This is a genomic window from Gemmatimonas sp., from assembly GCF_046594945.1.
Lineage (GTDB): Bacteria > Gemmatimonadota > Gemmatimonadetes > Gemmatimonadales > Gemmatimonadaceae > Gemmatimonas.
In genome coordinates this window covers 66,486-92,337 of sequence record NZ_JBKJRB010000098.1, presented here as the reverse complement: position 1 = coordinate 92,337, position 25,852 = coordinate 66,486, and the positions used below count along the sequence as shown (strand labels likewise).

The following is a 25,852-nucleotide window of genomic DNA, read 5'->3' as shown; positions in this document are numbered from 1 at the left end:
CGGACGCGTCGCCACCGTCGACCGGTCGGGTCCGCGAAGATATGCTGAGTCATATTGCGGTTAAGTCAACGTTGCGCCGCCTTACTGCAGCATGAACAGCCGCCACCGCTCGGTGCCGTTCCTCCGGAGGGGTATCGCCTGTCGTGGTCAGGAAAGCTCGTAGGCGATGACGACACAGACCACGGACATGCACGTCAGGCCCACGAGAAAGAGGGCATCGGCGGCCCTCTCGAACCGACGATACGCCACCGCTGTTCTTGATCGCATCGCGCCATATGCGAGCGTTGCCGCGCCGAGGAAGACGAGGGAATCGATCGCCAGCAGGTTGTCTTCGATCGTGCGCACGGTTTGCAGGTTCTCGATGACCCGAATCAATCCAATCACGGTCAGGCAAACACCAACGAGCGCCGCCGACACGGACAGGATGCTGGCGCTAAGCGTCACCTGCTCGGCGGAGCGCACGAAGGATGAATCGGTCGTCGCCGAAGGCGGACGGTCAGCGGGCCCCTCGGCTTCCGGGTTCGGCCGTGCCGACAGTGCGCTGGGCATCATTGACTCTCGGTGCGAGCGGGTCTCCCAGGATGCCGAACAAGATCGTCCAGCATCCGTATCTGCTGCTGTTGCATCAGGATCATCTCCGCCCACTGTGACTCACGCAGGACGTCGAGCTTGTCATGCAGTTGACGGATCTCGAGTTCTGCCTTGAGGTTGACTCCGTAGTCATTTTTGGCCTCTACGCGGTCGCGCTGCGCGGCGCGATTCTGCGACATCATGATCAGTGGCGCTTGGAGTGCCGCGATCATGGAGAGCAGCAAATTGAGAAAGATGTAGGGATACGGATCGAAGGCGGCCTGTCGAGGACCAAGGACTTCGGTGTTCAGCACCGCCCACGTGAGCAGAAAACTGAGGAACAACAAAATGAACGTCCACGATCCGCCAAAGGTGGCGATGCGATCTGCCATGCGTTCGCCGAAGTTCCGCGTCTCGCGGAACTCAGCGTCCGTGTCGTGCGAAATAATTTCCGATCCGGCGATGCGCGACAGGACGCCGTCAATCACGGTGCGCTCTTGCGGCGAAAGCGTGTCCCAATGCCGCCGAAGCATCCGTTTCGCCAGGGCGTCAACGGTGGTCGGCGTCTCGTCGCTGCGTTCGGCCGCACGCGATTCCTTAAACGGAGCGCCGGTCATGATTGTTGGTCCGGGCAGACGTAGCGAGCGTGTCTGTGCCACGCGGACGGATTCGGTACACTCATGGTGGTACTCTCCCGTCGTCGAAAAGACCTGATTGGCTCCCAAGTAAGAGGCAACATACCGGTGTACACCGAACCAGACAAAACGGCGGTGTAGCACGGCCGAGGGGATCGCGACTAGACTTCCCGCATGATCCGATTCGGTGCGCGTCACGGTGCCATGCAGCTGTCGTTGCTGGCGCTGATGGTCATGGTGGGATGCCTCACGCCGCCCTTGTCACCGCCGGTGGGCGTACGCACAAGCGATGTCGAGGAAGTCGAGACGTCGTTTCGGAGCGGTGGCGAGGAGATTCGCGTCGATGTGTACCGTCCGAAGTCCGCCGGTCGACACGCGGTCGCCATCATCCTGCATGGCTCCGGCGGGATTCATGCCATCGCCCCGAGCACCACGAACCGCTATGCACGCACGTTGGCGCAGCTCGGCGTCGAAGCCCTCGTCGTGCACTACTTCGACGGGACGGGCCATTTTCGCGCGGATGATCAGGCAGAACGTGACTTCTACTACCACTGGGTACGCGAAGTGAAGGACGCCGTCACGTGGGTACGACGGCGCACCGACGTCCAGTCGAATCGCATCTCGTTGGTCGGGCAGTCGCTGGGTTCGTGGGTGGCGGTCGGCGCAGCAGTCGGTGACCCTCGCATCTACCGCATCGCGCTCTTCGGGGCGGGACTCGAACCATTTCTGGAGGATAGTCTCGCGCGCGTGCCTCCGATGCTCCTTTTCCATGGTGACGCGGACGATGTCGTCCCGCTGTCCGACGCGAAGCATCTTGCTGCGTTGTTGACGGCGAATGGTCGACGGGTTCAGTTGGTGGTCTATCCTGGCGAGCGCCACACGCTCAGCGACTCCGCCGCGACCGATGCGCTGCTGCGCACGGCACGATTCATCGACCCCAAACGGGGAATCGTACCACGTCGATAGCGTGTGATGGGCTCGCCGCGCCAGCCCTTGTCCTGATGCGATTCAGACGGCGTTCGAGGCGTTGTCTGACGTAGTAGACCAGGTGTATCTGGTCGACGTCGCCGATGGTGAGCCGGCGAAGCTGCTGATGCGTTCCGTGACATTGTTATCGACACGGGCAGCTGTGCGCGCGGCCATCATGCCGTCCTGAGCCGTACGTCGGCTCATGCGTCTTGATGCCGAACTTGGTCGAGAGCGGTGGCTGGAGCCTTTCGGCGGTCAGGAGGGCATGCTGCCGATGTATCGACCGCAACGGTACTACGAAGTATGAAGTACGCGAGCGCGCTTAGCGGCGCGTGCTGGAACCCGGATGATGGCCGTGGGCCGTGAATAGCGGGTCAGACGCTCAGAGGTCAGGCGGTTCAGATATCAGATTTTCTGTCTTCAGGGTTTTAGAGTTCTCGGTATGAGACGACTTCTGTGGGCCGCGATCGTGGTCGGGGTAACGGGGTGCGCTGGGGCACCTCGATTTGCGGTGCCGATTCCGCCGGTGGAGGGGAAGGCGGTGCCGCTGTTCTCGCTCTCCGCGATTGATCTCGCCGTGGGAGCGGGAACGGCGCTCACTGCGGGGCGCTGTGTGTACGCGCATTACACGGGGTGGACAACGGACGGTAAGAAATTCGACTCGTCACGTGACACCACCAACGCCGGCCGGGCGAAGGATCCGATCAGCTTTCCGCAGGGATTCCGACGCGTGATTGCGGGATGGGATTTGGGTTTTCAGGGGATGAACGTGGGCGGTTCGCGCCGGCTCGTCATTCCGTGGCAGTTGGCGTACGGAGAGAAGGGACGGCCGCCGGCGATCCCGGGAAAGGCCACGTTGATTTTCGACGTGGAGTTGATGCACGTCGCCGATACGATTCCGCGTGCCGATGGGTCGCCGCGACCGGCTGGACAGGCGCCATCGTGTCCGACGTGGAGTGCGGTGCAGCCGGTGCAGGCGCCTACATTTCGGGAATGAACGATTCGTCCACTCCAACGTTTCCGGCCACCTCGCCGTGCATCAAAGTCTGCGTGATCGACCTGCGCGGGGAGTGTCGCGGTTGTCGGCGCACGCTCGCGGAGATCGGACGGTGGTCGTACATGTCAGACCACGAACGGCGCGAGGTGAACGAGCGTATCGGGTTTCGTGGCCACGACGAGAACCGTTGAATGGGCATCGCGCGGGCATCGCGCGGGCATCGCGCGGGCATCGCGCGGGCATCGCGCGGGCATCGCGCGGGAGCCATCAACTCCATTGGAACGACCTCACGCTACATCGCGAGCGGCAACCGAACGACAAAGGTGCTGCCGTGTTCGAGCCCGGGGCTCCGCGCCTCCACCTGACCGCCGTGCAGTTCCACGATGCCTTTTACGAGCGCCAGTCCGATGCCGAGGCCGTCGTCTGAGCGGAAGCGCACGCTCTCGACCTGCGTGAACATGCCGAACACGCGCTCGAGATCGGCCTCGGCCATACTGATACCGTTGTCTTCGACTTCGATCACGGCGTGTAGTCCGTCGCGCACAATGCGCAGGGAAATGGCGCCGCCGGTATCGGTGAACTTGGCCGCGTTGGTGAGCAGGTTGCAGCACATCTGTGCCAGTCGCTCGATGTCGCCATGCACGTGCATCCGATCACTCGGCGCTTCGACCACGAGCTGATGGCTGCGCGCTTCGATAGCCGGCCGCGCCATCTCGACGCCGCGCTCGAGCATCGCGGCGAGTGTCACCGCTTCGCGTTGCAGGGTGATCTTCCCGTGTGTGATGCGTGACAGGTCGAGCAGGTCGTCGAGCAGTCGCCCCATCTGCGTGACCTGACGGTCGATAATGTCACGACACCAGGCGAGTTGTGCCGTGGAAATGGGATCCTCCAACAACGCCACGACGTTGCCGAGCGGTGCCAGCGGATTGCGCAGTTCATGCGCGAGGGTGGCGATGAAGCGATTCTTCTGCGCGTCCGCCTCGCGCAACCCGAGTTCGGCCTGCTTTCGATCGGTGATGTCGCGCATGAGGGTGTCCCGGTACTGCGGAACGCCGGCGTCGTTGCGTACGAGCGTCATGATCGCCCAGAACCAGCGCCGGTCTCCCGACGCCGAGAAGGAGCGGAACTCCGAGTCGGCGCGGCCCTCGCGCTCGAGCGTCTTGAACGCGGCCGCCAGCGACGGCCGGTCGTCTTCATGCACCATCATCTCGAAATGGCCGACGTCCATCCGCATGAGTTCCTCGGGAGCGAAACCCAACACTCGCTGACACGACGGACTGACGTACTCGTCATACCCGGTGCTCAGGTTCGCCCGCAGATGCAGGTCGGGCATGTGTTCCACGAGCGAGCGAAAATGCGCTTCGCGGCGTGTCAGCGCTTCGGCCGTGGCGCGTTGCGCGGTGATGTCCTCGAACACCGCATAGGCTTCCACTGGCATCGGGAAGCTGCTGTGCATGAGCGGCACCGCGTCGATGGAATCCACCGACGCTGGCGTTCCCGTGGATTGTAGACGCCCATGACCACGTTGCGCACGGTAACGCCGGAGGTGAGCGCGACCATCACGGGATGTTCCATTGCCGGGAAGACGGACCCATCTTCCCGCACCGTGTGGTGCTCGGCCTGTTCCGATGTGCTGCCCAGCATTTCGGCGCGCGACTTCCCAAGAATGCGTTCGGCGGCCGGGTTCATGGCGATGATGCGTCCGTCGGCCGACTGATGCACGACCCCGTGCAGCATGGTGTCGGCCAGCACGCGATAGCGCGCATTGCTGTCGCGGAGTGCCGCCAACGCGTGCGGAAGATCGGGCGTGTCCATCCCGGCGGCCGTCAGACTGTGCAGGGGGGCCGCTACTGAGAACCGACGGTGATCACGACGGGATCACATCTTGATGACGGCGGCGATCGCGGTCGCGGCCACTTGTTCATCCTGCGCGCTGGTGGCTCCACTTACCCCGACGGCGCCGATCACTTTGCCGCCCACGAGGATGGGAAGGCCCCCCTGCAGTGCAACGAGCCCGTCGACAGAAAGAAACGTCAGCGTGTCGCTGAGAATCCGGTCGGCGTACACTTTGGTGGGCCGCCCGAAGCGCGCCGCGGTGCGCGCCTTGCCCTGCGCAATCTGTGCGGAGCCGACGCTGGCATTGTCGAGCTTGAGGAAGCCCAGAAGGTCTCCGCCAGCGTCGGTTACGGCGATCGACACGTTCCACTTGTTCTGCTTGGCGGTGGCTTCGGCGCTGGCGAGGAGGCTTTTCACCGCCTCGGCGGTGAGCTGCTTGGCGTCGGCCAGCTGCGCCAACGATACGCGCGGTGTGGTGATCGTCAGGACAACGACGGCAACGGCTGCGGACAGCAGGCGAGCGATGTGCATACTGGGGGGAGCTGATGGTGGGTGGGCGGCGGGGCGCACCGTAACACTCAAGGCAACATGTAGCCGTTTTCGCGCCGCGGCGCCAGCATGAATGTATGGATGAGCTCTCTGTAGTGGCTGGTGCTTGGCGTGGTCATGGTCGGCACCGACAGCGGCGTGTGATGACTGCGATACCGTACCGGCTGGTTCGCGCGACGCTCGCGGAGAACGCGACAGCAGGCGAAGAACCGCAAACAGCCCGTTCGTTGTTTTTGAATACACAATGACCCACCGTCGATTCGATCAGACCGTGGGTCATCTGCTATTTCTCCCCGCTGTTCTTCGCATCCCAAGAGCACCCCGAACGCACTCTTCAGAGCGATCCCAGCAAATCGTCGATGGCTTTCCGGTCGGCGTCTTCCAGCGGTTCGGCGCCATGGATGATGCGCTGCAGGATGTCGACCGCTTCTTCGGCCAGGTTGTCCGGATACTTGCGGTCCTTGGCGAAGCGCACGATGTGGCCGAGGAGAATGGTTTCGAACGGTGACTCGCTGTCGCCGTCCTCATCATCGTCGTCCGTGTCGTCGTCCATGTCGTCGTCGGTGTCGCGCATGGCCTCGTAGCTCGGCACGCTCGCCTTCCACGGTTCCGACGCGTGCGCGTCGGCTTCGAGCGAGGCGCGCGGCACGAGGGCAAACAGGCGGCACTGCAGACCCGGGGCCTCTTCGTAGGCGAACAGGCCGAGGGGGACGGGCTCCTCGAAAAGCTTGAGATCCACGAGACGTTCGATCGCTTCTGGCGGCATCGCGCTGCGCGCCACCATGCGGCCGTCGATGTAGGCGGCGAGCGCGGACGACTCCGGCGCGCGCGGATCGTCCAGACGCGACACCACCAGCGCGATCGGTTCGCGCGTGGTCACGAAAACGGCTGGCTTCGCCTCGCCATCGACCTCATTCGGGTTGATGCTGTCGGTGACGCCGTAATCGTCGTCATCGCCGTCATCGCCGTCATCGCCGTCGTCATCCCCGTCGTTGTCGTCGGGGGACGCAGGCGTGTCGTGATCGGGCGTTTCGTCCGGCGTTTCGTCGTCGGGCACTTTGAATTCGTCAGCCGGCATGGCTCATGGACACGGTTCGTGAATCCTGCAACGGGGACATACCCCGGCATGGCAGGTTAGGCACCAAACCACCCCACGGGAAGGGCGCAGTCAGGCGACGATCAGGTGGAGGCGGCGACCTCGCTCACATCGATCTTCTCAAATACGCCGCCAAGCCAGAACAGGATCGGCCAGAGCTCGGCCACCACCACCACACAGGCCAGCATGGTGGCGACCAGCACCGACCAGCCGCCCCAGTCGTTGGTGAACCACAGGATCAGTCCACCCAGTCCCACCGGAAATACCAAGGCAACGGCGGCCACGAGCGTCGTGGCCCCAGTGGTGAGCAGGTTCTGCCCCATGGTTTCGAAGCCGCGCGCTTCGGTGCCTAAGCGCACCCACGCTGGAAAGAGCAGCGCGGTGCCGTTCTGGATTGTAAACATGAGCGCGTTGAAGATCGGTACGCCCACCACCACCGACACAATGATCGGAATGGTAGCGCCGCTGTCGGCCAGTAATGCGGGCTCCTGCAGGAACATCACCAACGGTACGACCATCAGCGACCACACGGTGATGGAATGCAGTGCGGTCACGGCGGCAATCTCGGCCGCTACGATGCGCCACCCGGGCAGCGGCATCGTTTTCAGCATCGCTAGACGCGGGAGGTCGAGACGCAGGTCGAAGCGCATCCAGAGAGGCCCGATGAACAGCAACATCGCGCCCCACCCGAAGGTGACACCCAGGAACACATCGCCGGCGCGATCGGAGGCGGAGCGCGTGACGGCGGCCAACACGGCGAGACCGATCGTAAACGTGAGGAGTTGCGTGCGCCACGCGCCACCGCGGAGGGCGGCCACCACGTTTTTCCACGCGATGGCCATTTCCGGGCGACCCGTGAGCGCGAGCGACGGCACTTTGGCCAGCTTTCCCTTCCGCGAACGTGAGTTGCCCATTTGCGACGTGCGGAATCGCTGCAGTCGCTCGGCGCGATGCTGGGTGGCCTCGAGCGCGGCTTCTTCGAACGCTTTGTCGAGACGTACGACCCAGATGTAGTGCAGTGTGAGCATCGCGGCGGCCCACGGCATGGCCACGAGCCACTTCGCGCCGCTGCCGAGGAAGACCGGTTCGAGGACCGCGCGCACGGGCCAGAGGGCGGCCGACGGCATCGGAGTGCGGAGTGCGTCGGTGATCGCGAGTAATACCGCCTTGAAGCCCGACAGACTCGCGACACGCAGCAGCGGCCACGCGGTAACGACGCCGGAGATCACGGCCACCAGCACGACGCCGAACACGATGAGCGGCAGGATGAGCCGGCGACGGGCCTTGCCGACGTGCTCCATGGCGTTCGCGTGGACGATCGAGGCGCCCAGTCGATGCAACGCAAGGGTGGAGAAGAGCATCCAGAGCGAGAGACCGCGCTGCCACCCTTCTACGGTGCCGCCGCCGCCGCGAAGCAGCACGGTGAAGATCAGCGTATTGAGCAAGATCGCGAGCTGCATGCGCACCAGCTTCGCATGTACGAGTTGCCGTCGACTCACGGGGGCCGGAAACAGGAACTGCACTTCGGCCGGTGTGAACGCCAGCGCACTGCGTTCGCCGCCGAACACCCACCACCGTGCGGCCGAGAGCAGCATGAGGGCACTGGCGATCGGGACGGCCACGTCGGTTTTTACGATCGACGCGAGCGGTCCGCCGCCGAACTGTGAATTTCGGAATAGCGCCCACCAGATGTAGAGCATGCCCATGACCACGGCCGCGAGGTAGCGCGGGCTTTTGGCGCGGGCCGCCTGTCGGCGCAGCCGATTTACCAGGGTGCGCTGATACAGAAAGAGCATGGCCGGCACGGGAGCCGACAGTGGAGGCACGCTCACGAGACCGTATCGTCGCCGGTCAGCGCGATGAACATCTCCTCGAGCGAACGCCCGGCCAGTTCAGGGCGGGACTCGACGATCTCCGCCAGCGTGCCGAGGGCCACGGCCTGACCGCGACGAATCACGAGGATGCGCGTGCACAGTTCTTCGACGAGATGCAGCAGGTGGGAGCTGAGAATGACGGCGGCGCCTTCGCGGGCGCGCGCCGCGATCGTTTCCTTCATGCGACGGATGCCAACCGGATCGAGTCCGGTGAGCGGTTCGTCGAGCAGCAACGCCGTCGGTCGATGCAGCAGACCGCACGCGATCGCCAGCTTCTGTTTCATGCCACGGGAGAGCTCGGTGGGCAGCGCATCTTTTTTGGCGGTGAGCTCGAGCTCTTCGAGTAACACCGGAATGCGTGGCGCCGCGTCAGGCACGCCATACAGACGCGCCACGAACTGCAGATGCTCAGTGACCGTGAGATAGTCGAATAGTTGCGGTTCATCGGGGATGAACGCGAGCCGCGACTTGGCGGCCACCGGATCGGCGTGGAGATCGATGTCGGCAATGCGAATGCTCCCCGACGTGGGCTGCAGGATGCCGGCGAGGGCGCGCAATGTGGTGGTCTTGCCGGCTCCATTGGGACCGACCAGACCGAGCACATCGCCCGGGGCCACGCGAAACGACAGGGACTGCACGGCCACGGTGTCGCCGTACAGCTTGGTGTATTCGATGACGTCAATCACGCAAAACAGTAAGGAGTACGGAGCACGGAGGAAGGAGTACGGGGGGCATAGGACGAACTACGTAATGTGCTTGCTACGGAAAAATGAGCGGTGCACTGAGCGTGACGATGAGGGTCGCTCCGGCCGGAAGACACCGCTCTGTCTGTGCATTGCGCGCGGCGGCAATGGTTCCCGCGGCCGCGCCGCCGGCGGCTCCTATGACAGTACCACGGGTCCCGCCGCCGAGCACGCGGCCGGCGATCGCGCCGAGAATGGCGCCGGTGATAACCTTGCCTTTGTCGCCGCCTTTGGAGACCCGTCGCTCGGTGATGGCCACGTCGTCGCCCACGCGCACGGCGCCCTGTACGGGGACGAGCTCTCCGTTCACCTGCACGCTGCGCAGGCGGAACACGAAGCTGCCGTCGGTTGCCGGGGGCGCCATTTCCACGAGGATCGGGGTGCCGGCGGGGAGCGAAGCGCCGTCGGGGCCGTTCACGGACACCGCGAGCTCCGCAACGATACGGTCACCGGGGCGATTGGCCAGCGAGCAGATGGCGGCGTTCGTTTTTCCAGAGAGGGACGTTCCGGCGGCCAGTCCTCGGGCCGGGCCGGACGCGCTGACTGGTGCTGAGCTTGGTATGGCGGCGGCCATTGACGTTTCGGCGACGACGGCCGGCGCAGTGGCCGGTACCTTAGCTTCAAGAGGAGGGCGCGAAGGAGGGCGCGAAGGAGGGCGAACAGCAGGGCGAACAGGTGCCGGTTCAACGGGGCGGGGGGTCGCGGGCGTTGGTGAGCTGGGGCTAGAGAGTGCCGTGTCGCCGATTGCGGGCGTGGATCGCACGGGCGAGTCGCCGGCCGCCAGTGTGAGGTCGCGCGCGAGGAGTGAGTCGACGGCCGACATTGGCGCATTACGATCGCGACATCCGGCCATCATGAACATTGATAACGGGAGGCTGAGTGCGATAATGTGTCGCACACCGAAACGCTTCATCCCTTTTCGACGTTCGCATTGAAGTTGCTGCATGGTCACGCCGATAGTCGAGGGTAAGATGACGAACCCGGGTCCCGAATGAATTACACCGAAGTCGACGTGACGCCGCCACCGACGGCGCAGCACGTGTTCATTGCGCGCCAGCCGATCTTCGATACCAATCGACGTCGGGTTGCGTATGAGCTGCTGTATCGCGCGAGCCGGGATGCCACGCAGGCAATGGGCCTGTCGGAATCGCACATGTGCGGCGATACGGCCCTGCACGCTCTGCTGTCCATCGGCCTCGACCGACTCACGGCCGGCACCACGGCGTTCGTGAACATTACCCGCGAACACCTGCTGGGCGAGCTCTATAAGATCTTCGACCCGACGGCGGTAGTGCTCGAGCTCTTGGAAACGGTGGACGGCGACGCAGCGGTGGTCGATGCCTGCAAGCGCGCGGTGGCCGAGGGGTATCGCCTCGCACTCGATGACTACGACGGACGTACGTCGCTCGATAGCTTGTTGCCGTTTGCCAGTATCGTAAAGCTAGATGTCCTCGGGAAGACCGCCGCCGAGCTCGCGCCGACGGTGTTTCGCTTGAAGGAGCTTGGACTCACCGTGCTCGCCGAACGGGTGGAAACGGCGGAAATGCTGCACGCCTGCGAGGCGATGGGGTGTGTACTGTTTCAGGGCTATGTGTTCAGCCGTCCTGAAACGCTGGACGGACGCGCGGTCAACGTGCAGCATGCCACGGTGTTCAACATCATGGCGCTGTTGAACGAGCCGGATGTCACGGAAGCGGCGCTCGAGGATGCGTTTCGCAGCCACCCGTCGCTGTCGCTGTCTTTGCTCCGTATCGTGAATTCGGCCTCGTTCGGGGCGCGCTCCGTCGACTCGATTCCGTTTGCCATTCGCCTGATCGGCCGTGAAGCGCTGTCGCGCTGGATGCTGATCATGTTGATCGCCACCGTCGGCGCGCAGAGCCCGGTGGCGCACGAAGCCGTCGTGCAGGCCCTCGTCCGTGGCCGCTTCTGTGAGACAGTCACCGCCCACGGCCTTAGCGGCGATCCAGCCGCACGTTTCTTGGTGGGACTGCTCTCGCGCATGGACGCGTTGCTAGGCCTGCCAATGGAGTCCGTCCTGGAGCGGCTCCCGGTAAGCATCGACGTGCGCGACGCCCTGCTCTCGGGTACCGGACCGCATGCACCGGTGCTACGCCTGGCCGATGCCTACGAGCGCGGTGAGTGGGCCGAGGTCGATGCCGACGACAGTGTGGCGATCGCGCTGCGGGCCGAGCTCGCGGGGCTGTACGCGGATGCGGCGCTGTGGGCGACGCAACGGCTGGCGAGCGCGGGATAACGACAGCGTATGGAGTGCGGAGTCGGGGGTATGGAGTAGCTATTCCCTACTCCCTACTCCCTACTCCCTACTTCGCCATTATTGCGGGACCCGTTTCGCCAAACTGGCGTGCATGGAGTCCGTCTTGTACTGCGCCATACTCGCGGCATCCGCGGCCCCATCGGGCGTTACGCTGAACGGCAGCAGAATCGAGATACGGCGGTTGGCGGCGGAGAGCGGATCGTTCATGATGCGCGGTTTGGTGGCGGCGTATCCGCGCACTTCCACGATGCGTCCGTCGCTCAGTCCCACACCTTCGAGCACGCGACGGGCGGCATTGGCGCGGTCGGCGGAGAGCTCCCAGTTGCCGTAGGTGCCGCCGGCGGTGCTGAACTGCGCGCCGTCGGTGTGGCCTTCGAGAATCACCGGGTGGTGCAGCGTGGCGAGTTCGGTGCCGATCAACTGCAGGGCGAGCATCGTCGGTGACTTCATCTTGGCCGAGCCCAGCGGGAAATACACGTCGCCGGTGCCGGTTTCCACGAGCTCGATACGCAGGCCGTCGTTCGTGACTTGCACATCAACCAGGGCCTTGAGTGCCTTGAGCGAATCGTTCGACGCGACCTTCTCGAGAATCGCGTTCTTGAGCTGTTCGAACGTGCGTTGTTCGGTGCTGCGCACGATCATGCGCAATGGTGTCTTCTGCACGTTCGTGGGCGCGGTGCCAGTAGACAACGGACTCGAACCAGCGCCGTATCCCTTCTTGTAGCCGACGGGATTGGAGAAGTAGCCTTCAATGGCCATCTTCGTTTTGTCGTCCATGCCAAGAATCCACATCACCATGAAGAATGCCATCATGGCGGTCACGAAGTCGGCGTAGGCCACCTTCCATGAGCCACCGTGATGGCCACCGTGAGCGGCGACCTTCTTCTTGACGATGATGATCTTCTTGCCGCCACGCGGAGCCATGAGCTTACGCGGCCTTCTTGCGGGTCATCTCTTCAAGCTCGGTGAAGGTCGGGCGCTCATGCGGCTCAACGTTGCGACGGGCAAATTCCACGGCAGTCATCGGCGCATCGCCACGCGCAAAGCACAGCAGGGCCGTGCGCACGCACAGCATGTAGTCATGCTCGGCGGCAATACGACTGCCCATGGCGGCGGCGATCGGACTGAAGACGCCGTAAGCGAGCAGAATACCGAGGAAGGTGCCGACGAGTGCGGCGGCGACCTTTTCACCGATTTCGGAGGCGGCGCCGCCGATCGAGCCCATCGTGATGATGACGCCGAGGACGGCGGCGACGATGCCGAAGCCGGGCATGGCGTCGCCGACGGCTGTCACGGCGCTCGGTACCAGCATGGCTTCGTGATGATGCTTCTCGAGGTCTACGTCGAGAATTTCGGCGAGGTTATGATCTTCCACGGTACCCGTGAGCAGCACTTTGAGCGTATCACAGAGGAGCGACACGGCGTGGTGGTTACCCATGAACGACGGGTACTTTTGGAAGATGTCGCTGGACTCAGGATTCTCGATGTGTGATTCGAGGCCGACCAGACCGTCCTTGCGGGCCTTCTGGAAAATCTCGTAGAGGACCTGCAGGAGTTCCGCGTAGGCGGTCGCGCCGAACGGATTCGGCTTGAGCAAGCCGAGCGTCTGGGACACGACACCTTTCAGGACCGCGGGAGGATTGGCCACGATCATCGAGCCAAGTCCCGCCCCACCGAGAATGAGAAACTCGTTGGGCTGGATGAGCACGGCGAGCTCGCCGTGGTGCATCATATAGCCACCGATGACGGAGCCCATCACGATGACCAAGCCGATGATGACAAACACGCGGCAGATCCTGGAGTGCGAGTGGAAAGTTCAGACGTGAGCGGCGACGCCGGAGCGGCGCGCTGGCTCTCGGTACATGACGATTTGCTTCGCGGCTTGGCACATGCTTTCAGCAATCGGGTGGCGACGGTCTCGGCCATCGCCGCGCTCTTCGATCCGTCGCGTAGTCCCGACGAACGCGTGCTTTCCGGATTGCGTACAGATGCCGACCGATTGGACGGTTTGCTGGAGCAGATGCGGCAACTGCCGCGACGCGGCGATGCCGATCTCGAACCCTTGATGCCCGGCGACAGTGTCCGCGCCGCGCTGGCGCTGTTCGAGCATCATCCCGAGTACCGCGACGTGCGCTGCACCGTGATCGCCGCCGATACTGTCCAGCCGGTCCGAGCCGAGCCGTCGGCGCTGCAGCACGCCGTGTGTGTGGCTCTGGCGGCGGCGTGCCGGGTGGGAGCCGGCGGTGGCGGAGCGTCCGGCGCGGGAGTGCGCGTGGTGCTCTCCACCGACGGCGACGTGGTGCGGATCGAGGTGTCCACCGACGGCAGCACCGGCGAGGGTGAGGCCGACGCCCTGGCGCTCGACGCGGGCGCGATCGACTGGCTGCTGGCGCGAAGCCACGGACGCGGTCACCCGTATCCGTACGGCTGTCTCATCGAGCTGCCCACCTTGCAGGCCTCGCGCCGAGCGCGCTGACATCAGGCGTCCGGTTCTGCGATCGGCGCGGGCGCCGGAGTGCTGGCGGGCGCGGTAGCGGGCGCGGTAGCGGGCGCGGTAGCGGGCGCGGTAGCGGGCGCGCCAAGGGCGGCCAGCCATTCCCGAGCCACCGGGGCCGCGGCGCGCTCGTTTTCCGACTTGACCTGATCGGCGATCTCGCCGCGCAGAATCTTGACGCTGCTGGGCGCGTCGATACCAATGCGGACGCCCCCGCGATCGCAGGACACGACGACGATCCGAATCCCGCCGTCAATAATGATCGAGTCGCCTTCGCGACGTCCGAGGATGAGCATCGCGTATCAGACCAGTGAGAGGAGCGTCTGCATCATTTCATCGGCCACCTTAATCATCTTCGTGGCCGCCTGATAAGACTGCTGCACGCGCATCATGTTCACCAGTTCCTCGTCGGTACTGACGCCGCTGACCGACTGGCGTCGGGCGTCGGCCTGGTCGGCCAGGCTGCGATACACGGTCGCATTGTCATCCGCCGCGGCGGCATCGATGCCGATGCGGGTGACCATGCTGCGAAAGAAGCTCAGAAATGAGCCGGTCTCCGTGGCGCCGCTGCTCGACGTCCAGTTGACCGTGTTCTCGACGATGCGCAGTCCGGCGAGTCCCTGCGCCACGCTGTTGTCGGTAGGTCCGTTGGCGTTTCCGCTGGCGGCAATCTTGAGCGGGTCGCCGAGAATGGCGCTGTCGAGCTTGAGCGTGGCTGCGGAGACCGGGTTGGTGACCGAACCGGCATCGAAGAAGTTGCCGGCGGCGGTACCGGGGACGGTGGTGCCGCTAAAGCTGTAGCCGGTGGTGTGCACGGTGTTCACGGCCGTCGCGAACTGCGCCGCCATGGCATCGAGCCGGCTGCGAGCATCGGGAATGTCCGTATTCAGTACGTCCACCATCGACTTGAGCTCGCCGGCCAATGGCGCGAGACGATCGGGAGACGTACCAAGTTGGATCCGCACGTTCACGTCAGTGAGCGGCGTGGCCGGCATGGGGTTGGGCATCTCGAGCTTGAGCGAGAGCGGCCGCGCCGTATCGCCCTGCACGAGCGTGGAGTTGCCGATCAGCACCGACACCGTGCCGTTGGCCTGCGGAATGACCCGCGTGCCGGCAATCTTCGAGAGCTCGTCAAGCTTGATGTCGCGCAGATCGCGCAGATCGTTGTTGGCGTTCCCGTTGCTCTCGGACGTCACGATCCGCGTGTTCAACTCGGCGACCTGCGCCGCGATCGAGTTGATCGTGTTCACTGTATTCTGCAGCCGTTCCAGCGTAGAGTCGCGCTGCTGCGTAAGCTGCGTGTCGTACGCATTGAACAGCTGTGCCACCTGACGGCCGCGCTGTTGCACCACCGAGCGCGCCGACAAACTGCTGGGCGATGCGGACAGATCGCTCCACGATCCCCAGAAGGCATCGAGAGCGCTGGCCATGCCGGCGTCGCTCGGCTCACCGAATACGCCTTCCACTTGGCCCATGAGATCGCGACGCATTTCCGCATTGCCCGCGAGGGTGCTCGCCGAGCGATAGCTGTCGTCGAGCAACAGGTCGCGCTTGCGGATGATCGTTTCGACGTGGACGCCGGTACCGACGTTGCCGTACGTCATGCGAACCGGCACGTTGGCAGCGAGGACTGCTTCCTGGCGCGAGTATCCCGGCGTCTCCGCGTTCGCGATGTTCTGCGAGATCGTCTGGAGTGCGGATTGATGCGTGAGAAGCGCTGTGCGCGCAATGCTTAACAGGCCGGAGGACATGTTATGCGGTCCGGTTCACGAGCACGCCGCGTGGCGCGCCGCTGCTGGGCGTGGCTACCCCTTCGGTGGCATACGTGATGGGCAGGGCAGGCGCGCCCACGAGGGTGCGCACGTGCTGGTCCGTGTTGGTCAGCGCTTCGCGCAGCAGCTTACGGTTCATGCCGACTTCGCGGGTGAGGAGATCGGCGGCTTGCGTGAGACGGAGCCGTGCATCGCGCAGTCGCGTGTCGACCTGATCGCCGAGCATGTCTTCGAGTTCGCGCAGCGTGCAGTCTTCGGAGCCGCCCAGCAGGATGTTGAGCTGACGACGACGCGTGCGCGCCTGTCCGAGTGTCGCGAGAATGCGGTGCGTGGCGAACGTGCTTTCGTCCACCCCTTCGATGTCATCCGCCCCTACCGCCGCGCGCTGGCGTCGCATCTGCGCAATCAGATCATCGAGCAGCCGGCGCTCGCTGATGAGCGCATCATGCAGCGCCTCCAGCAATGCCCCGGTCGGTACGCCGAGGCGAGGGGCAGGTTCTTGTGCGAAGAGTGTCATCGGCGACATCAGCGGGTGTTTGAATCAGGAGTAGTCACGGAGTCCTGGGTTGCGTCAGCGAGTGTGCCGTGACGCAGCTGTCGGTAAAGCGCTTGTGCGATCCCATGCTCCCACTGCTTGGGAGTCTCGGCAGCAAGGTGCTGATCCAGGAGTCCCGTGAAAATGTCTTCCCCGGCCCCTCCTGAAACGATTCCTTCCTGCTGTGGAACGGTCTCGCGCATTGCTTTGTAGAGTTGCTGCACGAACATGCCCTCGAGCTGACTGGCGGACTTCATGAGCGCGGCGTCCCGCTGGTCCTTGGCGGACAATGGGGCCGACGGCACGCTCGCGCTCTTCAGGCTGCTGGCATTGATGCGGTCGATCATCGAACGATGACCTCGGCGGTGATAGCGCCCACTTCGCGAAGGGCCGCGAAAATGGCGGCGATCTCGTTGGGCGGCGTGCGCACCGCATGCAGTGCGGAGGCAACGCGCTGCACCGGAATGCCCGCCGGTAAGCGGACACTGCCCGGAATCGCACTCGTGTCGTTGGCGGTCTCGGTGCCGATGGCCAGGGTGATGGCGCCGTGACTCACGGTGGCCGAGCCGACGATCATCTCGCCGCCGGCAACGACGGTACCGTCTTTCCCATCGATGATGATGCGCGGGCGCGACTCCGGCTTGATCGCAAGGTCACGAATGCGGGCGAGCGCGGTGGGCTTCTGCACCGAGTCGGGGAGCGTGACGATCACTGAACCTTCGTCTTCCACGGTGGCAGTTTTTTCGCCGTACGTGGCGTTGATGGCAATCGCGATGCGCGTGGCGGTACCGAGGTCGGGCTCACGCAGCAGCAGTCGCGAGGTGGCGACGATGGCTGGGCGCGGCAAATCGGCTTCGAGCACGCCACCGGTGGGAATGCGCGCCGACGTTTCATGCGACGGCATATACCGGGTGGCCGCGCCTCCGTCACTGACCAGCAGCGATCCTTGCGCCGAGGCGAGTGGGGCACCGCTGGCATCGGCTACCAGCGGCGTCATATACAGTGTGCCACCGCGCAGCGAACGCGCATCACCCATGGATGCCACGTTCACTTCAAAGCGGCCACCGGCGCGCAGGTATGGAGAGACTTCGGCGGTCACGAGCACCGCCGCCACGTTGCGCATCCGAATGAGATCGGCCGGCACTTCGATGTTGAAGCGACGCAGGATGTTGATGACGCTCTGAATGGTAGGGCCAGCCGTCTGTCCGCCGATCGCCCGGTCACCGGTGCCATCGAGTCCGACCGCGAGTCCGTAGCCCACCAGGCGCACGGGCAAGGCGCCCTCGGCGCTCGTCAGATCGCGGATCTTGCTGTCGTTCTGCGCGCGAGCCATGACCGGCAACAAGAGCAGGCCAGCGCTCACGAGAATGGCACGGACGATCTTCACGCCGAGATGACGCGCCTGAATTGAGGTCATGGCCAGAGTGCTCCGAGCACTTTCGTGATGATGCCCTGCTTCGGTTTGCCGAGCGGTCCAGGCGAGGCGTACCCCAACTGTGCGTCGGCCACGCGGCTCGATTCAATCACGTTGGACGTGGACACGTCCTGCGCGCGCACCCAGCCGGTAAATACGATGTCCTGCAGTGCCTTGTCGATGTCGATCTTCTTCGTACCCTTGAGTTGCAGCAGGCCGTTCGGGCCCATCGCGACGATGCGCACGCTCATCTCGTTCTGGAAACGGTTCTCGCGGCGCGCTGAACCACGCTGTTGCTGGTCGGCGCTGTTGCGTGAGTCGATGCCGACTTGCTTGGAGCTGGTGGGAAGCTTGGCGTTCACCGACAAGCCGCGCGTGCGGTTGTCGGAAGCCGAGTTCTCTTTCACCGCGGTAGAGATGGTGTAGTCGTCGATGAGAATCGTGATGATGTCACCGACGGCAAAGCTGCGACGATCGGCGGTCCATGATTCACGCGGTTTGATCGGAGCCACCGGCGGCACGGTGGTCGTGCTTGCAGTCGCCGTCGCGGCCTGTGCGGCGGCGGTAGGCGGAGCGATTGGCGGCGTCGCACCGGCAGGCTGCGCTTGGAGCGGATGCGCAGAGAGTGCCAGCGCAACGGCGACGCGGGTGGTGATAGGCAGGCGCATAGGAGTCATATCGGCGGTCCTCACCTGATGGGGCTTCAACGGAGGCGAACAGTATTGGGCCCGGCCGCAATGCCGTCGAGCCGACGTGTGGGATCGATGCGAACGCCGACCGGTGCTCCGATGGCGGCAGTATTGGTGGCGATGCCGGTGACGACCACGCGGAGCGGACCATCCTGCCAGATCGCGGTGACGCGGGTGCCGCTGGTGATCACGGGCGGCGGCATCACGGCTGGTGCACGCAACACTTCGCCGAGGGCGATGTTGCGGCGCGTCACCCAGCCTGGAAGCGCACGCGTGGAGTCCGGCGCGATCGAGTTCCAGCGCCATACGATCGTCGTGTCCATGGTCGCGATGTCGCTGGCCTGCAGCGTCTCGCCGCGTGCGAGCGCGCGCGCCGCGACGGAGACCGTGATCGTCCGTTCCTGCGCGCCGAGCACGGAGACCGCGCCGACAAGCATGAACGTCGCGACCAGGAGTCGCATGAGCACGAGTTTCATGAGCCGAGCTAGCGAGTGATGTTGTTGGCGATCTGACCCATCTCGTCGGCCGTCTTGATGGCTTTCGAGTTGATCTCATAGGCGCGCATGGCGGCGATCATCTCGACCATCTCGGTCACGATTTCGACGTTGCTGCCCTCAAGGCTGCCCTGCTGCAAGCGTCCCATGCCTTCATCGTTGGGAAAGCCAACCACCGGCTGTCCGGACGCCGCCGTGGGGGCGAGTAGGTTCTGGCCGAGCGACATGAGTCCCGACGGATTGGCGAACCGGGCGATTTCGATGCGTCCGAGTTCGGTTGGTTCGATGTCGTTGCCGCGACGCACGGACACGATACCGGTGTTCGAGATCGTCAACTCAGCCGAGTCGATCGGAATCTGAATGGGCGGCTGCAATCCGTAGCCGGCGCTGGTGACAAGCTGTCCTTGATCGGAGATCTGGAAACTGCCGTCGCGCGTGTAGACGGTCTCGCCATTCGGCATCTGCAGCTGGAAGAAGCCTTCGCCTTCGATCGCGACGTCGAGATTGCGATTGGTCTGTTCGAGCGGCCCTTGCTCGTGCATACGCTGCACGCCGGAGAGTCGCGTACCACGTCCGACCTGAATGGCGGCAGTGGTATTGGTGGCGGTCTCGCCGAGGATGGCTTGATCCTGCACGGTCTGGTACAGCAGATCCTCGAAGTGCGCCCGGCTCCGCTTGAAGCCGGGCGTGTTCACGTTGGCGAGGTTATTGGCGATGACTTCGGTGCGGGTCTGTTGCGCCATCATGCCGGTAGCGGCGGCGCGAAGTGCCGGATCCATGTCCTATTCTCCTTAAACGGGCTTGGCGAGGTCGTTCACGGTCGTCCCGCGCGCGGCATCGATGGTCGAAAGCGCCTTCTGGGCCGCACCGTATCGGTGCAGCACGGCGAGCATGTCGGTCATCGCCGACATCGTGTTGACGTTGGATTCTTCGAGGAATCCCTGGCGGACGGTGCGCGCGGCCGGCGGAATCGCCTGACGCGAGGCATCGGGTACGAACTGGGTGCCACCTTCGTGCAGGAGCTGCGCGCCATCGGCCACACGTTCAAGCCGCAGTCGCTGCAGCACGCGTCCATTCACTTTAACGGTGCCGTCCTGTTCTACTTCGACGTTGCCCGTAGGTAGCACGAGCGGACCGTCTTCACCGAGCACCGGATTGCCGCGTGCATCCACGAGCTGGCGTTCCGGATCGAGCCGGAAGCTGCCGTTCCGAACAAAGCGTTCCCCGTTGGGGGTTTGCGTGACGAAGAACCCGTCGCCTTCGACGGCGAGATCGAGACTGTTGTGCGTCTCGGTCAGGGAGCCGGCGGTGAGGTCGAGGGCGGTGTCGGTCTTGGCGAGCTGGTTGTCCATCAGCCGTGCGAACGCGGTCTCCGCTTTGAATCCGCGGGTGGAAGCGTTGGCGAGGTTGTTGGCAAGCACCTGCTGCTTCCGCTCCAGCATCTGCATGGCGGCTGCGGCACTGCTCATACCATTGGTTCGAACGGGTCCGGGCATGGTCGTGGTCGGGAAAGGGTACACGAGCTCACCAGGGGAACAAGCAACGGTCGGGCCACGAATGGCCCGACCGGTATAATTTCTCTAACGTGTTGTTGGTATTCGTTTTAGCTAGTACTGCGAGGTGCCGTTCGGCGTCATCGTGGATACCGCAGGTCGGCAATAGCTGCCGATTGGTACTGGATCGACAACGGGCCTCGGCGGGAGTTGCCGGAAGGGGGACGGCGGAGTCTGCTGGCGCTTTCAACGACGACAGACAACTCAGCAGATGATCATGTTGCTTCTCTGTGCGGCTCCGTGCAATCCGCCAACTCCGTGTTCCAGCCGGTCGTTGTTGCGGTCGTTGTTGTACCGGCTCCAGCGCCCGGTGTCAGCCCACGAGCGCCGCGGTCCGTGCGCCGGAGATCTCGAGGAGCATGGATACGGCGTCCACGGGGAGGCCGGTTTTCCAGGCAATCTCGGTGGGGTTGGCGCCGGCGGCGGCGAGGGCGGCTACGGCGCGCGGGGTGCGCGACGACTTGCCGCCGCGCAGCGTGATCGAGGGGGCCGGGGCCTGACGAGCCTGACGGGTGGTCCTGGTGGGGCGCGTGCGGAGCGCACGGATCACCAGGCGCGCGGCGAGGACTACGGCGGCGATGCCGAACAGTGCGGCGATGCCGAGCAGGCGCTGTTGGTGTGATACAGCGGGCGACACGACCACGGCGCCGATAATCAGGCCGATCACTGTGACAGCCAGCCCGACCCCGATGAACTGCATCGTGTCGCGGAGTATCGTGCGCGTGGTCGTATTCATGCCACGTTCCCGCGGAGCGGCGTGAGTTCGACGCGGAGCTTGCTGAGCGCTTTCGAGCGAATCTGCGACACGCGCGATTCCGTCAGTTCGAGCACCTTCGCGATCTCGTGCAGCTTGAGCTCCTCAAAATAGTACAGCGACAGCACCACGCGCTCCTGCTCCTTGAGATGCATGATCGCATCTTTGAGATGCGACACTTCTTGCTCGTGCGTGAGGCTATCCTCGACATCGTTGTCGCCGTCGCTGCTGAGCGTTTCAGCCGGCACCGGTGAGCTATTCTCGCGCTCGCCCGGGGCGCGGTCGAGCGGGATGTGATGCGCGCCTTCTACGTCGGCCTGCCAGCGCCACAGTGTATCCATGTCTACATTCAGATGCTGCGCGAGCTCCTGGTCGTCGGGAGCGCGGCCATGCGCACGCTGAAACGCTTCACGGCCGGCGGAGATTTCACGCGTCTTCCGACGAATCGAGCGCGGGACATGGTCCTGCTTGCGCAGCTCGTCGAGAATGGCGCCGCGGATACGCGGCGCCGCGAAGGTGCTGAACGCGAGCCCACGCGAGAAATCGAAACCCTCGAGCGCCGTCATCAGTCCAATCGTACCGGCGCTGACTAGCTCATCGAAGTCGGCGCGTACGGCGAGCGTGCGTGAGACCTGACGGGCCACATGATGGACGAGTCCGAGGTGCTCTTCGAGGAGCCGATCGCGCGCGGTCTGATTGCCGGCCTGGTATGACTGCCAAAGCTTGGAGTGCATGGTGGCAGCGCCTTGCGTAGAAACGAGAGTCACGGTCAAGTACCAGATCGGGAGAGGGAAGCAGTTGCGAGCGCGCGCATCACGACTTCGTGAGCAGCAATCGCCGCCGGCGAGCCGGCAGCCGCATGCGGAAAAGGCATTCCCGCGCGGAGCGCGGCGTCGAGCGTCGGATCGGTGGGAACAACGCCTGCGAGTTGCAGAGAAATTCCGAGGAACTGTCGGGCACCGGCGTCGATGGCGTCGAAGCAGCGAGCGGCTTCGCTCCCTTCATGCCGATTGACGAGTACGTCCATCGGAAGGGCACCGTGACGGGTGTGCACCGCTTTGCAGAGAGCGTAGGTCGAGGCGAGGCCCACCGGATCAGAGCCGGCGGAGATGGCGATGAGGCGTTCGTCGGCGTGCGGCGTGATGGCGGCCAGTACCGTGTCGATGCGCGCCCCACAATCGATGACGACGAGGTCCATGCCGTCTGACAGAATGCCGAGGCGACGCATGCAGGCGCGGCGTTCGGCAGCGGAGAGTGCGAGCGCGTCGGAGCCAAGGCGCGGGGCGCCGCCGGCCACGAGCGTCAGCGTGGTGCTGATGGGTGTGGCCACATCGGCGGGCGTCACTCGACCGCCGCGCAGATCCTGCCATGACGCTCGGGCCTGCACACCGAGTGTGAGCGAGAGCGGTCCGACGAAATCATCGGCGTCGATGAGGAGCACGCGACGACCATCGCCTGCCGCCGCGACCGCGAGCAGTGCCGACACCAGCGAGGTGCCGCTCCCACCGCGGCCACTGGCCACCAGCAGGGTCGTCACACCGCGCGGGGTACCGCGGAGCGTCTCGCCCTGCTGCGCGCCGTGACGCGGGCCGCGACCACGCAGCGCATCAACTTGCGACACGTTGGCGGTTCCACGCGGCGGCGACATGAGCTGTTGACCGGTCATGCCGGCATCCAGTCAGGCTCCGCATCGGCGGAGAGTCCCCACGCGCGTAGTAAGCGCGGCACACCGGGCTTGAGATCGCTGGGCACGTCCTGGCCGTCGGTCACCCACCGCGTAGGCATTTCGAGCGACAGCGCGAGATCGCTGATGCCTGACTCGCGCGGCACTTCGTCGACCTTGGAGAGAATGAGGTGGGTCGCACCGCAGTGATGGCGCGTGGCGCGATAGGCGCGGCCGATATCGACCGCGAGATCGGCGCGTAGCGATGCCGGAATCACCAGATGCACCTCGTCGGGATTGAGCGCGTCGAGCAGTGAACGCCAGCGTTCGGTGAGTTCCGCCGACGCCGGACTGCGGCCCGGCGTGTCGATGATGATCACATCGCACGTACCAGAGAGTCGCTTCATCGCGGCGTCTACTTCACGCGCGTCGTACACGACCTCGAACGGCACGTCGGCAAGTTCGGCGTATGTCGCCAGCTGCTCCATCCCTCCCACGCGATACGTGTCGATGGTAAGCAGACCGGGGCGCGCGGCGCCGAACATGCCGCGACGCACCGCGAGTTTGGCGGCGGTGGTGGTTTTGCCGGCGCCGGTCGGACCGACGAGCGCGATGCAGTACGGACGACCGTCGGCCTGGCGCATGTTCAGCGGGAACGGCGTCGGCTCCAGCCGCGCGCGCACGCGGTCGATCGCGGTGGACGGCGCCGCCAGGACTTCGACCATCGGCACGCCACCGTCGCGCACCATGCGCGTGTGGAGGATCATGACATCGTCACCGAGCGTGCGTCGGGCCCGATCGGCCACGCGCGAGAGATCGGCACCACGGAAACGTTCGGCCGAGTTGGAGTGCATCAGTTCATCTCCCAAGTGGCAACACTGCTCAGCGTGATCTGCGCGGGGAGCTCGGCGAGCGAGACCACCGGGAGGCTGGGCAACACAGGTTCAATCAGGCGGCGCACACCGACCCGTAGCGACGGCGGCGTGATGAGCGGGAGCGGACGCCCATCCACCGAGTAGGTGCTGGCCATCTGGTTGAGATCACGCAGCAAGCCAGCGAGCGATTCCGGCGTGAGTACCGGCGCGTTGACGTTCGACGAGCGCGGCGAGAAAAGACCGAGCAGCGCCGACTCGAGCCGGCCGCCGATGGTGATGCCGCGAACGACCCCACTCTGATCGGCGAAGAGACGGGCAATGACGTTGGTGAGCGACTTGCGCACGACTTCGGTCAGCGCTTCGGGATCCTTCGTGGCATCCGCGCCGTCGCCGATTGCTTCGAGGATCGTGACCAGATCGCGAATGGGAACACGCTCACGGAGGAGGCGCTGCAGCACGCGATGCAGCACGCTGAGCGAGACCTTGTTCGGAATGATCTCTTCGACAAGTGCCGGGTGCGACTTCTTGAGCGTCTCGACCATTTCCTGCACTTCCTGGCGACCGAGCAGATCGGCGGCGCTCATCTTGAGCGTCTCCAGTAGATGCGTGGCCACGACGGTGGTGGGCTCGACGACCACGTACCCGCGCGCCTCGGCGTCGGAACGCTGTCCCATGGAGACCCACTTGGCCGGCATGCCGAACGACGGGTCGACGGTATCCATGCCCTGGATCTCTTCGACCACACCACCGGTGTTGAGCGCCATCACGAAACGCGGGAGTACTTCACCGCGCGCCACTTCGGAGCCACGCAGCTTGATGACGTACTCGTTGGCCGGCAACCGGATGTCGTCGCGGATGCGAATGGCCGGCACGAGAATGCCGAGTTCGAGCGCTGCCTGCTTGCGCAGCAGGCCGATGCGTTCGAGGAGATCGCCGCCTTGATTTTCGTCTACGAGCGGGATGAGCGAGTAACCGACTTCGAGTTCGATGGGATCGATCTGCAACAGGTCGCGCATCGGATCGCTCGGCGCGGGCGCTTCGATGTCGGCGATCGGGGCGGCCGAAAATTGTGCGAGTTCGTTCCGCGTCGTCGCCGCCTTCTCCGACATTTTGGCGAGCACCGCCGCGCCTGCGGCCAACGCGAGGAAGGGGAACATCGGCAGTCCAGGAATCAGCGCGAATGACGAGAGCACGCCGGCCACCATCCACATGGCACGCGGATGCGCACCGAGCTGCTTACTGAGCACGGTGCCCATGCGCTCGTTGCCTGCCGCGCTGGTGACCATGAGACCGGCGGCGGTGCTGATGATCAGCGCCGGCACTTGCGACACGATGCCGTCACCGACGGTGAGCATGGTGTATGTGCTGGCCGCCTTCTCGAGCGACATGCCCTTCTGGATGACGCCAATGAAGATGCCGCCGACGATGTTGACCGCGACCACGAGAATGCCGAGGATCGCGTCGCCTTTCACGTACTTCGAGGCGCCGTCCATCGCGCCGTAAAAGTCGGCGGTCCGCGAGATCACGTCGCGACGCGTGCGGGCCTCCTTCTCGTCGATCAGTCCGGCCGAGAGGTCGGCGTCAATCGCCATCTGCTTGCCGGGCATGGCGTCGAGCGCGAAGCGCGCACCGACTTCCGCGATACGTCCGGCACCCTTAGTGATGACGATGAAATTGATGCCGATGAGCAGCAGGAAGATCACGATACCGACGGCGTAGTTGCCACCGATCACGAAATTGCCGAACGCCTCGATCACCTTGCCCGCATGCGCCTGCGTGAGAATGAGGCGCGTGGACGACACGTTGAGGCCGATGCGGAAGAGCGTGAGCAGCAACAGCAGTGCAGGGAAGCTGCTGAAGTCGAGCGGATCGGTGGTGTACAACGACACCAGCAGTACGACCAGCGAGAGCCCGATGCTGGCGGCGAGAAACAGGTCGAGCATGATCGGCGGCAACGGGACCACGATCAGTGCCAGGATGAGCACGACCGCGAGCGCGAGCGCGACTTCCGCCTTTTTGCCGGGGTCGGCGGGGAGCGACATTGGGAGTGCGGCGCTGGTCACTT

30 protein-coding genes are annotated in these 25,852 nt (G+C 64.5%); 5 read left to right on the top strand and 25 right to left on the bottom strand.

From position 1 onward, the window contains the following. Positions 1-147: 147 nt before the first annotated feature. Positions 148-552 (bottom strand): hypothetical protein, encoded by a 405-nt coding sequence (locus ACLL97_RS12105; protein WP_411280730.1) that lies wholly within the window; start codon positions 550-552, stop codon positions 148-150. Beyond that, positions 549-1,187, bottom strand: a complete 639-nt coding sequence (locus tag ACLL97_RS12100; protein ID WP_411280729.1) for a DUF1003 domain-containing protein — start codon at positions 1,185-1,187, stop codon at positions 549-551. Before ACLL97_RS12100 ends, ACLL97_RS12105 begins: the two co-directional genes overlap by 4 nt. Positions 1,188-1,379: 192 nt before the next feature. Here ACLL97_RS12100 and ACLL97_RS12095 point away from each other — a divergent pair, with 192 nt between their 5' ends. The 3 genes from ACLL97_RS12095 (at position 1,380) to ACLL97_RS12085 (ending at position 3,362) form a co-directional block, all read left to right on the top strand. Beyond that, positions 1,380-2,171, top strand: a complete 792-nt coding sequence (locus ACLL97_RS12095) for an alpha/beta hydrolase family protein (RefSeq protein WP_411280728.1) — start codon at positions 1,380-1,382, stop codon at positions 2,169-2,171. Between the two features lie 445 nt (positions 2,172-2,616). After that, on the top strand, positions 2,617-3,171 hold the full coding sequence (locus ACLL97_RS12090; protein WP_411280727.1) for an FKBP-type peptidyl-prolyl cis-trans isomerase: 555 nt from the start codon (positions 2,617-2,619) through the stop codon (positions 3,169-3,171). Beyond that, positions 3,168-3,362, top strand: coding sequence for a DUF1289 domain-containing protein (locus ACLL97_RS12085; RefSeq protein ID WP_411280726.1), 195 nt, complete (start codon positions 3,168-3,170; stop codon positions 3,360-3,362). Before ACLL97_RS12090 ends, ACLL97_RS12085 begins: the two co-directional genes overlap by 4 nt. Positions 3,363-3,463: 101 nt before the next feature. Here ACLL97_RS12085 and ACLL97_RS12080 read toward each other — a convergent pair whose 3' ends face one another. The 7 genes from ACLL97_RS12080 to ACLL97_RS12050 form a co-directional block, all read right to left on the bottom strand. Further along, entirely contained in the window at positions 3,464-4,627 is a 1,164-nt protein-coding gene (locus tag ACLL97_RS12080) for an ATP-binding protein (RefSeq protein ID WP_411280725.1), read from the bottom strand. Then, on the bottom strand, positions 4,543-4,986 hold the full coding sequence (locus ACLL97_RS12075) for a PAS domain S-box protein (RefSeq protein ID WP_411280724.1): 444 nt from the start codon (positions 4,984-4,986) through the stop codon (positions 4,543-4,545). Before ACLL97_RS12075 ends, ACLL97_RS12080 begins: the two co-directional genes overlap by 85 nt. Before the next feature lie 63 nt (positions 4,987-5,049). Then, positions 5,050-5,538 (bottom strand): GlcG/HbpS family heme-binding protein, encoded by a 489-nt coding sequence (locus ACLL97_RS12070; RefSeq protein ID WP_411280723.1) that lies wholly within the window; start codon positions 5,536-5,538, stop codon positions 5,050-5,052. Between the two features lie 352 nt (positions 5,539-5,890). Continuing rightward, entirely contained in the window at positions 5,891-6,634 is a 744-nt protein-coding gene (locus ACLL97_RS12065) for a hypothetical protein (RefSeq protein ID WP_411280722.1), read from the bottom strand. A 101-nt stretch (positions 6,635-6,735) separates the two neighbouring features. Then, a complete protein-coding gene (locus ACLL97_RS12060) occupies positions 6,736-8,484 on the bottom strand; it encodes a putative ABC exporter domain-containing protein (protein ID WP_411280721.1) in 1,749 nt (582 codons plus the stop codon). After that, complete coding sequence (locus ACLL97_RS12055; RefSeq protein WP_411280740.1) at positions 8,481-9,221, bottom strand: ABC transporter ATP-binding protein; 741 nt, start codon at positions 9,219-9,221, stop codon at positions 8,481-8,483. Before ACLL97_RS12055 ends, ACLL97_RS12060 begins: the two co-directional genes overlap by 4 nt. 64 nt (positions 9,222-9,285) lie before the next feature. After that, positions 9,286-9,843: a hypothetical protein gene (locus ACLL97_RS12050; RefSeq protein WP_411280720.1), complete on the bottom strand. Its 558-nt coding sequence runs from the start codon at positions 9,841-9,843 to the stop codon at positions 9,286-9,288. Positions 9,844-10,260: 417 nt separating this feature from the next. On the opposite strand from ACLL97_RS12050, the gene ACLL97_RS12045 reads away from it, so the two are divergent. After that, positions 10,261-11,523 (top strand): EAL and HDOD domain-containing protein, encoded by a 1,263-nt coding sequence (locus ACLL97_RS12045; RefSeq protein WP_411280719.1) that lies wholly within the window; start codon positions 10,261-10,263, stop codon positions 11,521-11,523. Between the two features lie 78 nt (positions 11,524-11,601). Here the strand turns inward: ACLL97_RS12045 and ACLL97_RS12040 are convergent, their stop codons facing one another. Together ACLL97_RS12040 and motA are read right to left on the bottom strand one after the other, a co-directional pair. Beyond that, the gene (locus ACLL97_RS12040) at positions 11,602-12,468 is read right to left on the bottom strand and encodes a flagellar motor protein MotB (RefSeq protein ID WP_411280718.1); all 867 of its coding nucleotides are present in this window, start codon (positions 12,466-12,468) and stop codon (positions 11,602-11,604) included. A 4-nt stretch (positions 12,469-12,472) separates the two neighbouring features. Continuing rightward, positions 12,473-13,330: a flagellar motor stator protein MotA gene (motA, locus tag ACLL97_RS12035; protein ID WP_411280717.1), complete on the bottom strand. Its 858-nt coding sequence runs from the start codon at positions 13,328-13,330 to the stop codon at positions 12,473-12,475. A gap of 36 nt (positions 13,331-13,366) precedes the next feature. On the opposite strand from motA, the gene ACLL97_RS12030 reads away from it, so the two are divergent. Continuing rightward, positions 13,367-14,020, top strand: coding sequence for a hypothetical protein (locus ACLL97_RS12030; protein ID WP_411280716.1), 654 nt, complete (start codon positions 13,367-13,369; stop codon positions 14,018-14,020). Positions 14,021-14,022: 2 nt separating this feature from the next. Here ACLL97_RS12030 and ACLL97_RS12025 read toward each other — a convergent pair whose 3' ends face one another. The 14 genes from ACLL97_RS12025 to flhA all read right to left on the bottom strand — a co-directional run bounded on the left by ACLL97_RS12025 (position 14,023) and on the right by flhA (position 25,850). Further along, complete coding sequence (locus tag ACLL97_RS12025) at positions 14,023-14,334, bottom strand: carbon storage regulator (protein ID WP_411280715.1); 312 nt, start codon at positions 14,332-14,334, stop codon at positions 14,023-14,025. Positions 14,335-14,340: 6 nt separating this feature from the next. Continuing rightward, entirely contained in the window at positions 14,341-15,789 is a 1,449-nt protein-coding gene (gene flgK, locus ACLL97_RS12020) for a flagellar hook-associated protein FlgK (protein ID WP_411280714.1), read from the bottom strand. A 1-nt stretch (position 15,790) separates the two neighbouring features. Continuing rightward, on the bottom strand, positions 15,791-16,327 hold the full coding sequence (flgN, locus tag ACLL97_RS12015) for a flagellar export chaperone FlgN (RefSeq protein WP_411280713.1): 537 nt from the start codon (positions 16,325-16,327) through the stop codon (positions 15,791-15,793). Positions 16,328-16,335: 8 nt separating this feature from the next. Next, positions 16,336-16,692 (bottom strand): rod-binding protein, encoded by a 357-nt coding sequence (locus tag ACLL97_RS12010; protein ID WP_411280712.1) that lies wholly within the window; start codon positions 16,690-16,692, stop codon positions 16,336-16,338. After that, entirely contained in the window at positions 16,689-17,762 is a 1,074-nt protein-coding gene (locus ACLL97_RS12005; protein ID WP_411280711.1) for a flagellar basal body P-ring protein FlgI, read from the bottom strand. The genes ACLL97_RS12010 and ACLL97_RS12005 overlap by 4 nt, the downstream gene beginning before the upstream one ends. Further along, the gene (locus ACLL97_RS12000; protein ID WP_411280710.1) at positions 17,759-18,436 is read right to left on the bottom strand and encodes a flagellar basal body L-ring protein FlgH; all 678 of its coding nucleotides are present in this window, start codon (positions 18,434-18,436) and stop codon (positions 17,759-17,761) included. The genes ACLL97_RS12005 and ACLL97_RS12000 overlap by 4 nt, the downstream gene beginning before the upstream one ends. Before the next feature lie 26 nt (positions 18,437-18,462). Continuing rightward, a complete protein-coding gene (gene flgA, locus ACLL97_RS11995) occupies positions 18,463-18,924 on the bottom strand; it encodes a flagellar basal body P-ring formation chaperone FlgA (protein ID WP_411280709.1) in 462 nt (153 codons plus the stop codon). Positions 18,925-18,932: 8 nt separating this feature from the next. After that, positions 18,933-19,721: a flagellar basal-body rod protein FlgG gene (flgG, locus tag ACLL97_RS11990; RefSeq protein ID WP_411280708.1), complete on the bottom strand. Its 789-nt coding sequence runs from the start codon at positions 19,719-19,721 to the stop codon at positions 18,933-18,935. A gap of 12 nt (positions 19,722-19,733) precedes the next feature. Beyond that, positions 19,734-20,411, bottom strand: a complete 678-nt coding sequence (locus ACLL97_RS11985; protein ID WP_411280707.1) for a flagellar hook-basal body protein — start codon at positions 20,409-20,411, stop codon at positions 19,734-19,736. 397 nt (positions 20,412-20,808) lie between these two features. Then, positions 20,809-21,231 (bottom strand): hypothetical protein, encoded by a 423-nt coding sequence (locus ACLL97_RS11980; protein WP_411280706.1) that lies wholly within the window; start codon positions 21,229-21,231, stop codon positions 20,809-20,811. Beyond that, complete coding sequence (locus ACLL97_RS11975) at positions 21,228-22,016, bottom strand: sigma-70 family RNA polymerase sigma factor (RefSeq protein WP_411280705.1); 789 nt, start codon at positions 22,014-22,016, stop codon at positions 21,228-21,230. The genes ACLL97_RS11980 and ACLL97_RS11975 overlap by 4 nt, the downstream gene beginning before the upstream one ends. Before the next feature lie 2 nt (positions 22,017-22,018). Then, positions 22,019-22,915, bottom strand: coding sequence for a MinD/ParA family protein (locus tag ACLL97_RS11970; protein ID WP_411280704.1), 897 nt, complete (start codon positions 22,913-22,915; stop codon positions 22,019-22,021). After that, complete coding sequence (locus tag ACLL97_RS11965; protein WP_411280703.1) at positions 22,912-23,766, bottom strand: hypothetical protein; 855 nt, start codon at positions 23,764-23,766, stop codon at positions 22,912-22,914. Before ACLL97_RS11965 ends, ACLL97_RS11970 begins: the two co-directional genes overlap by 4 nt. After that, on the bottom strand, positions 23,766-25,850 hold the full coding sequence (flhA, locus tag ACLL97_RS11960; RefSeq protein WP_411280702.1) for a flagellar biosynthesis protein FlhA: 2,085 nt from the start codon (positions 25,848-25,850) through the stop codon (positions 23,766-23,768). Before flhA ends, ACLL97_RS11965 begins: the two co-directional genes overlap by 1 nt. Positions 25,851-25,852 lie beyond the last annotated feature (2 nt).

Bases quoted from the DNA above. Each gene is read 5' to 3' on its own strand.
- ACLL97_RS12105 (WP_411280730.1), bottom strand. From the start codon at position 552: ATGATGCCCAGCGCACTGTCGGCACGGCCGAACCCGGAAGCCGAGGGG.
- ACLL97_RS12100 (WP_411280729.1), bottom strand. From the start codon at position 1,187: ATGACCGGCGCTCCGTTTAAGGAATCGCGTGCGGCCGAACGCAGCGAC.
- ACLL97_RS12095 (WP_411280728.1), top strand. From the start codon at position 1,380: ATGATCCGATTCGGTGCGCGTCACGGTGCCATGCAGCTGTCGTTGCTG.
- ACLL97_RS12090 (WP_411280727.1), top strand. From the start codon at position 2,617: ATGAGACGACTTCTGTGGGCCGCGATCGTGGTCGGGGTAACGGGGTGC.
- ACLL97_RS12085 (WP_411280726.1), top strand. From the start codon at position 3,168: ATGAACGATTCGTCCACTCCAACGTTTCCGGCCACCTCGCCGTGCATC.
- ACLL97_RS12080 (WP_411280725.1), bottom strand. From the start codon at position 4,627: ATGCACAGCAGCTTCCCGATGCCAGTGGAAGCCTATGCGGTGTTCGAG.
- ACLL97_RS12075 (WP_411280724.1), bottom strand. From the start codon at position 4,986: ATGGACACGCCCGATCTTCCGCACGCGTTGGCGGCACTCCGCGACAGC.
- ACLL97_RS12070 (WP_411280723.1), bottom strand. From the start codon at position 5,538: ATGCACATCGCTCGCCTGCTGTCCGCAGCCGTTGCCGTCGTTGTCCTG.
- ACLL97_RS12065 (WP_411280722.1), bottom strand. From the start codon at position 6,634: ATGCCGGCTGACGAATTCAAAGTGCCCGACGACGAAACGCCGGACGAA.
- ACLL97_RS12050 (WP_411280720.1), bottom strand. From the start codon at position 9,843: ATGGCCGCCGCCATACCAAGCTCAGCACCAGTCAGCGCGTCCGGCCCG.
- ACLL97_RS12045 (WP_411280719.1), top strand. From the start codon at position 10,261: ATGAATTACACCGAAGTCGACGTGACGCCGCCACCGACGGCGCAGCAC.
- ACLL97_RS12040 (WP_411280718.1), bottom strand. From the start codon at position 12,468: ATGGCTCCGCGTGGCGGCAAGAAGATCATCATCGTCAAGAAGAAGGTC.
- ACLL97_RS12025 (WP_411280715.1), bottom strand. From the start codon at position 14,334: ATGCTCATCCTCGGACGTCGCGAAGGCGACTCGATCATTATTGACGGC.
- flgK (WP_411280714.1), bottom strand. From the start codon at position 15,789: ATGTCCTCCGGCCTGTTAAGCATTGCGCGCACAGCGCTTCTCACGCAT.
- flgN (WP_411280713.1), bottom strand. From the start codon at position 16,327: ATGACACTCTTCGCACAAGAACCTGCCCCTCGCCTCGGCGTACCGACC.
- ACLL97_RS12010 (WP_411280712.1), bottom strand. From the start codon at position 16,692: ATGATCGACCGCATCAATGCCAGCAGCCTGAAGAGCGCGAGCGTGCCG.
- ACLL97_RS12005 (WP_411280711.1), bottom strand. From the start codon at position 17,762: ATGACCTCAATTCAGGCGCGTCATCTCGGCGTGAAGATCGTCCGTGCC.
- ACLL97_RS12000 (WP_411280710.1), bottom strand. From the start codon at position 18,436: ATGACTCCTATGCGCCTGCCTATCACCACCCGCGTCGCCGTTGCGCTG.
- flgA (WP_411280709.1), bottom strand. From the start codon at position 18,924: ATGAAACTCGTGCTCATGCGACTCCTGGTCGCGACGTTCATGCTTGTC.
- flgG (WP_411280708.1), bottom strand. From the start codon at position 19,721: ATGGATCCGGCACTTCGCGCCGCCGCTACCGGCATGATGGCGCAACAG.
- ACLL97_RS11985 (WP_411280707.1), bottom strand. From the start codon at position 20,411: ATGAGCAGTGCCGCAGCCGCCATGCAGATGCTGGAGCGGAAGCAGCAG.
- ACLL97_RS11980 (WP_411280706.1), bottom strand. From the start codon at position 21,231: ATGAATACGACCACGCGCACGATACTCCGCGACACGATGCAGTTCATC.
- ACLL97_RS11970 (WP_411280704.1), bottom strand. From the start codon at position 22,915: ATGACCGGTCAACAGCTCATGTCGCCGCCGCGTGGAACCGCCAACGTG.
- ACLL97_RS11965 (WP_411280703.1), bottom strand. From the start codon at position 23,766: ATGCACTCCAACTCGGCCGAACGTTTCCGTGGTGCCGATCTCTCGCGC.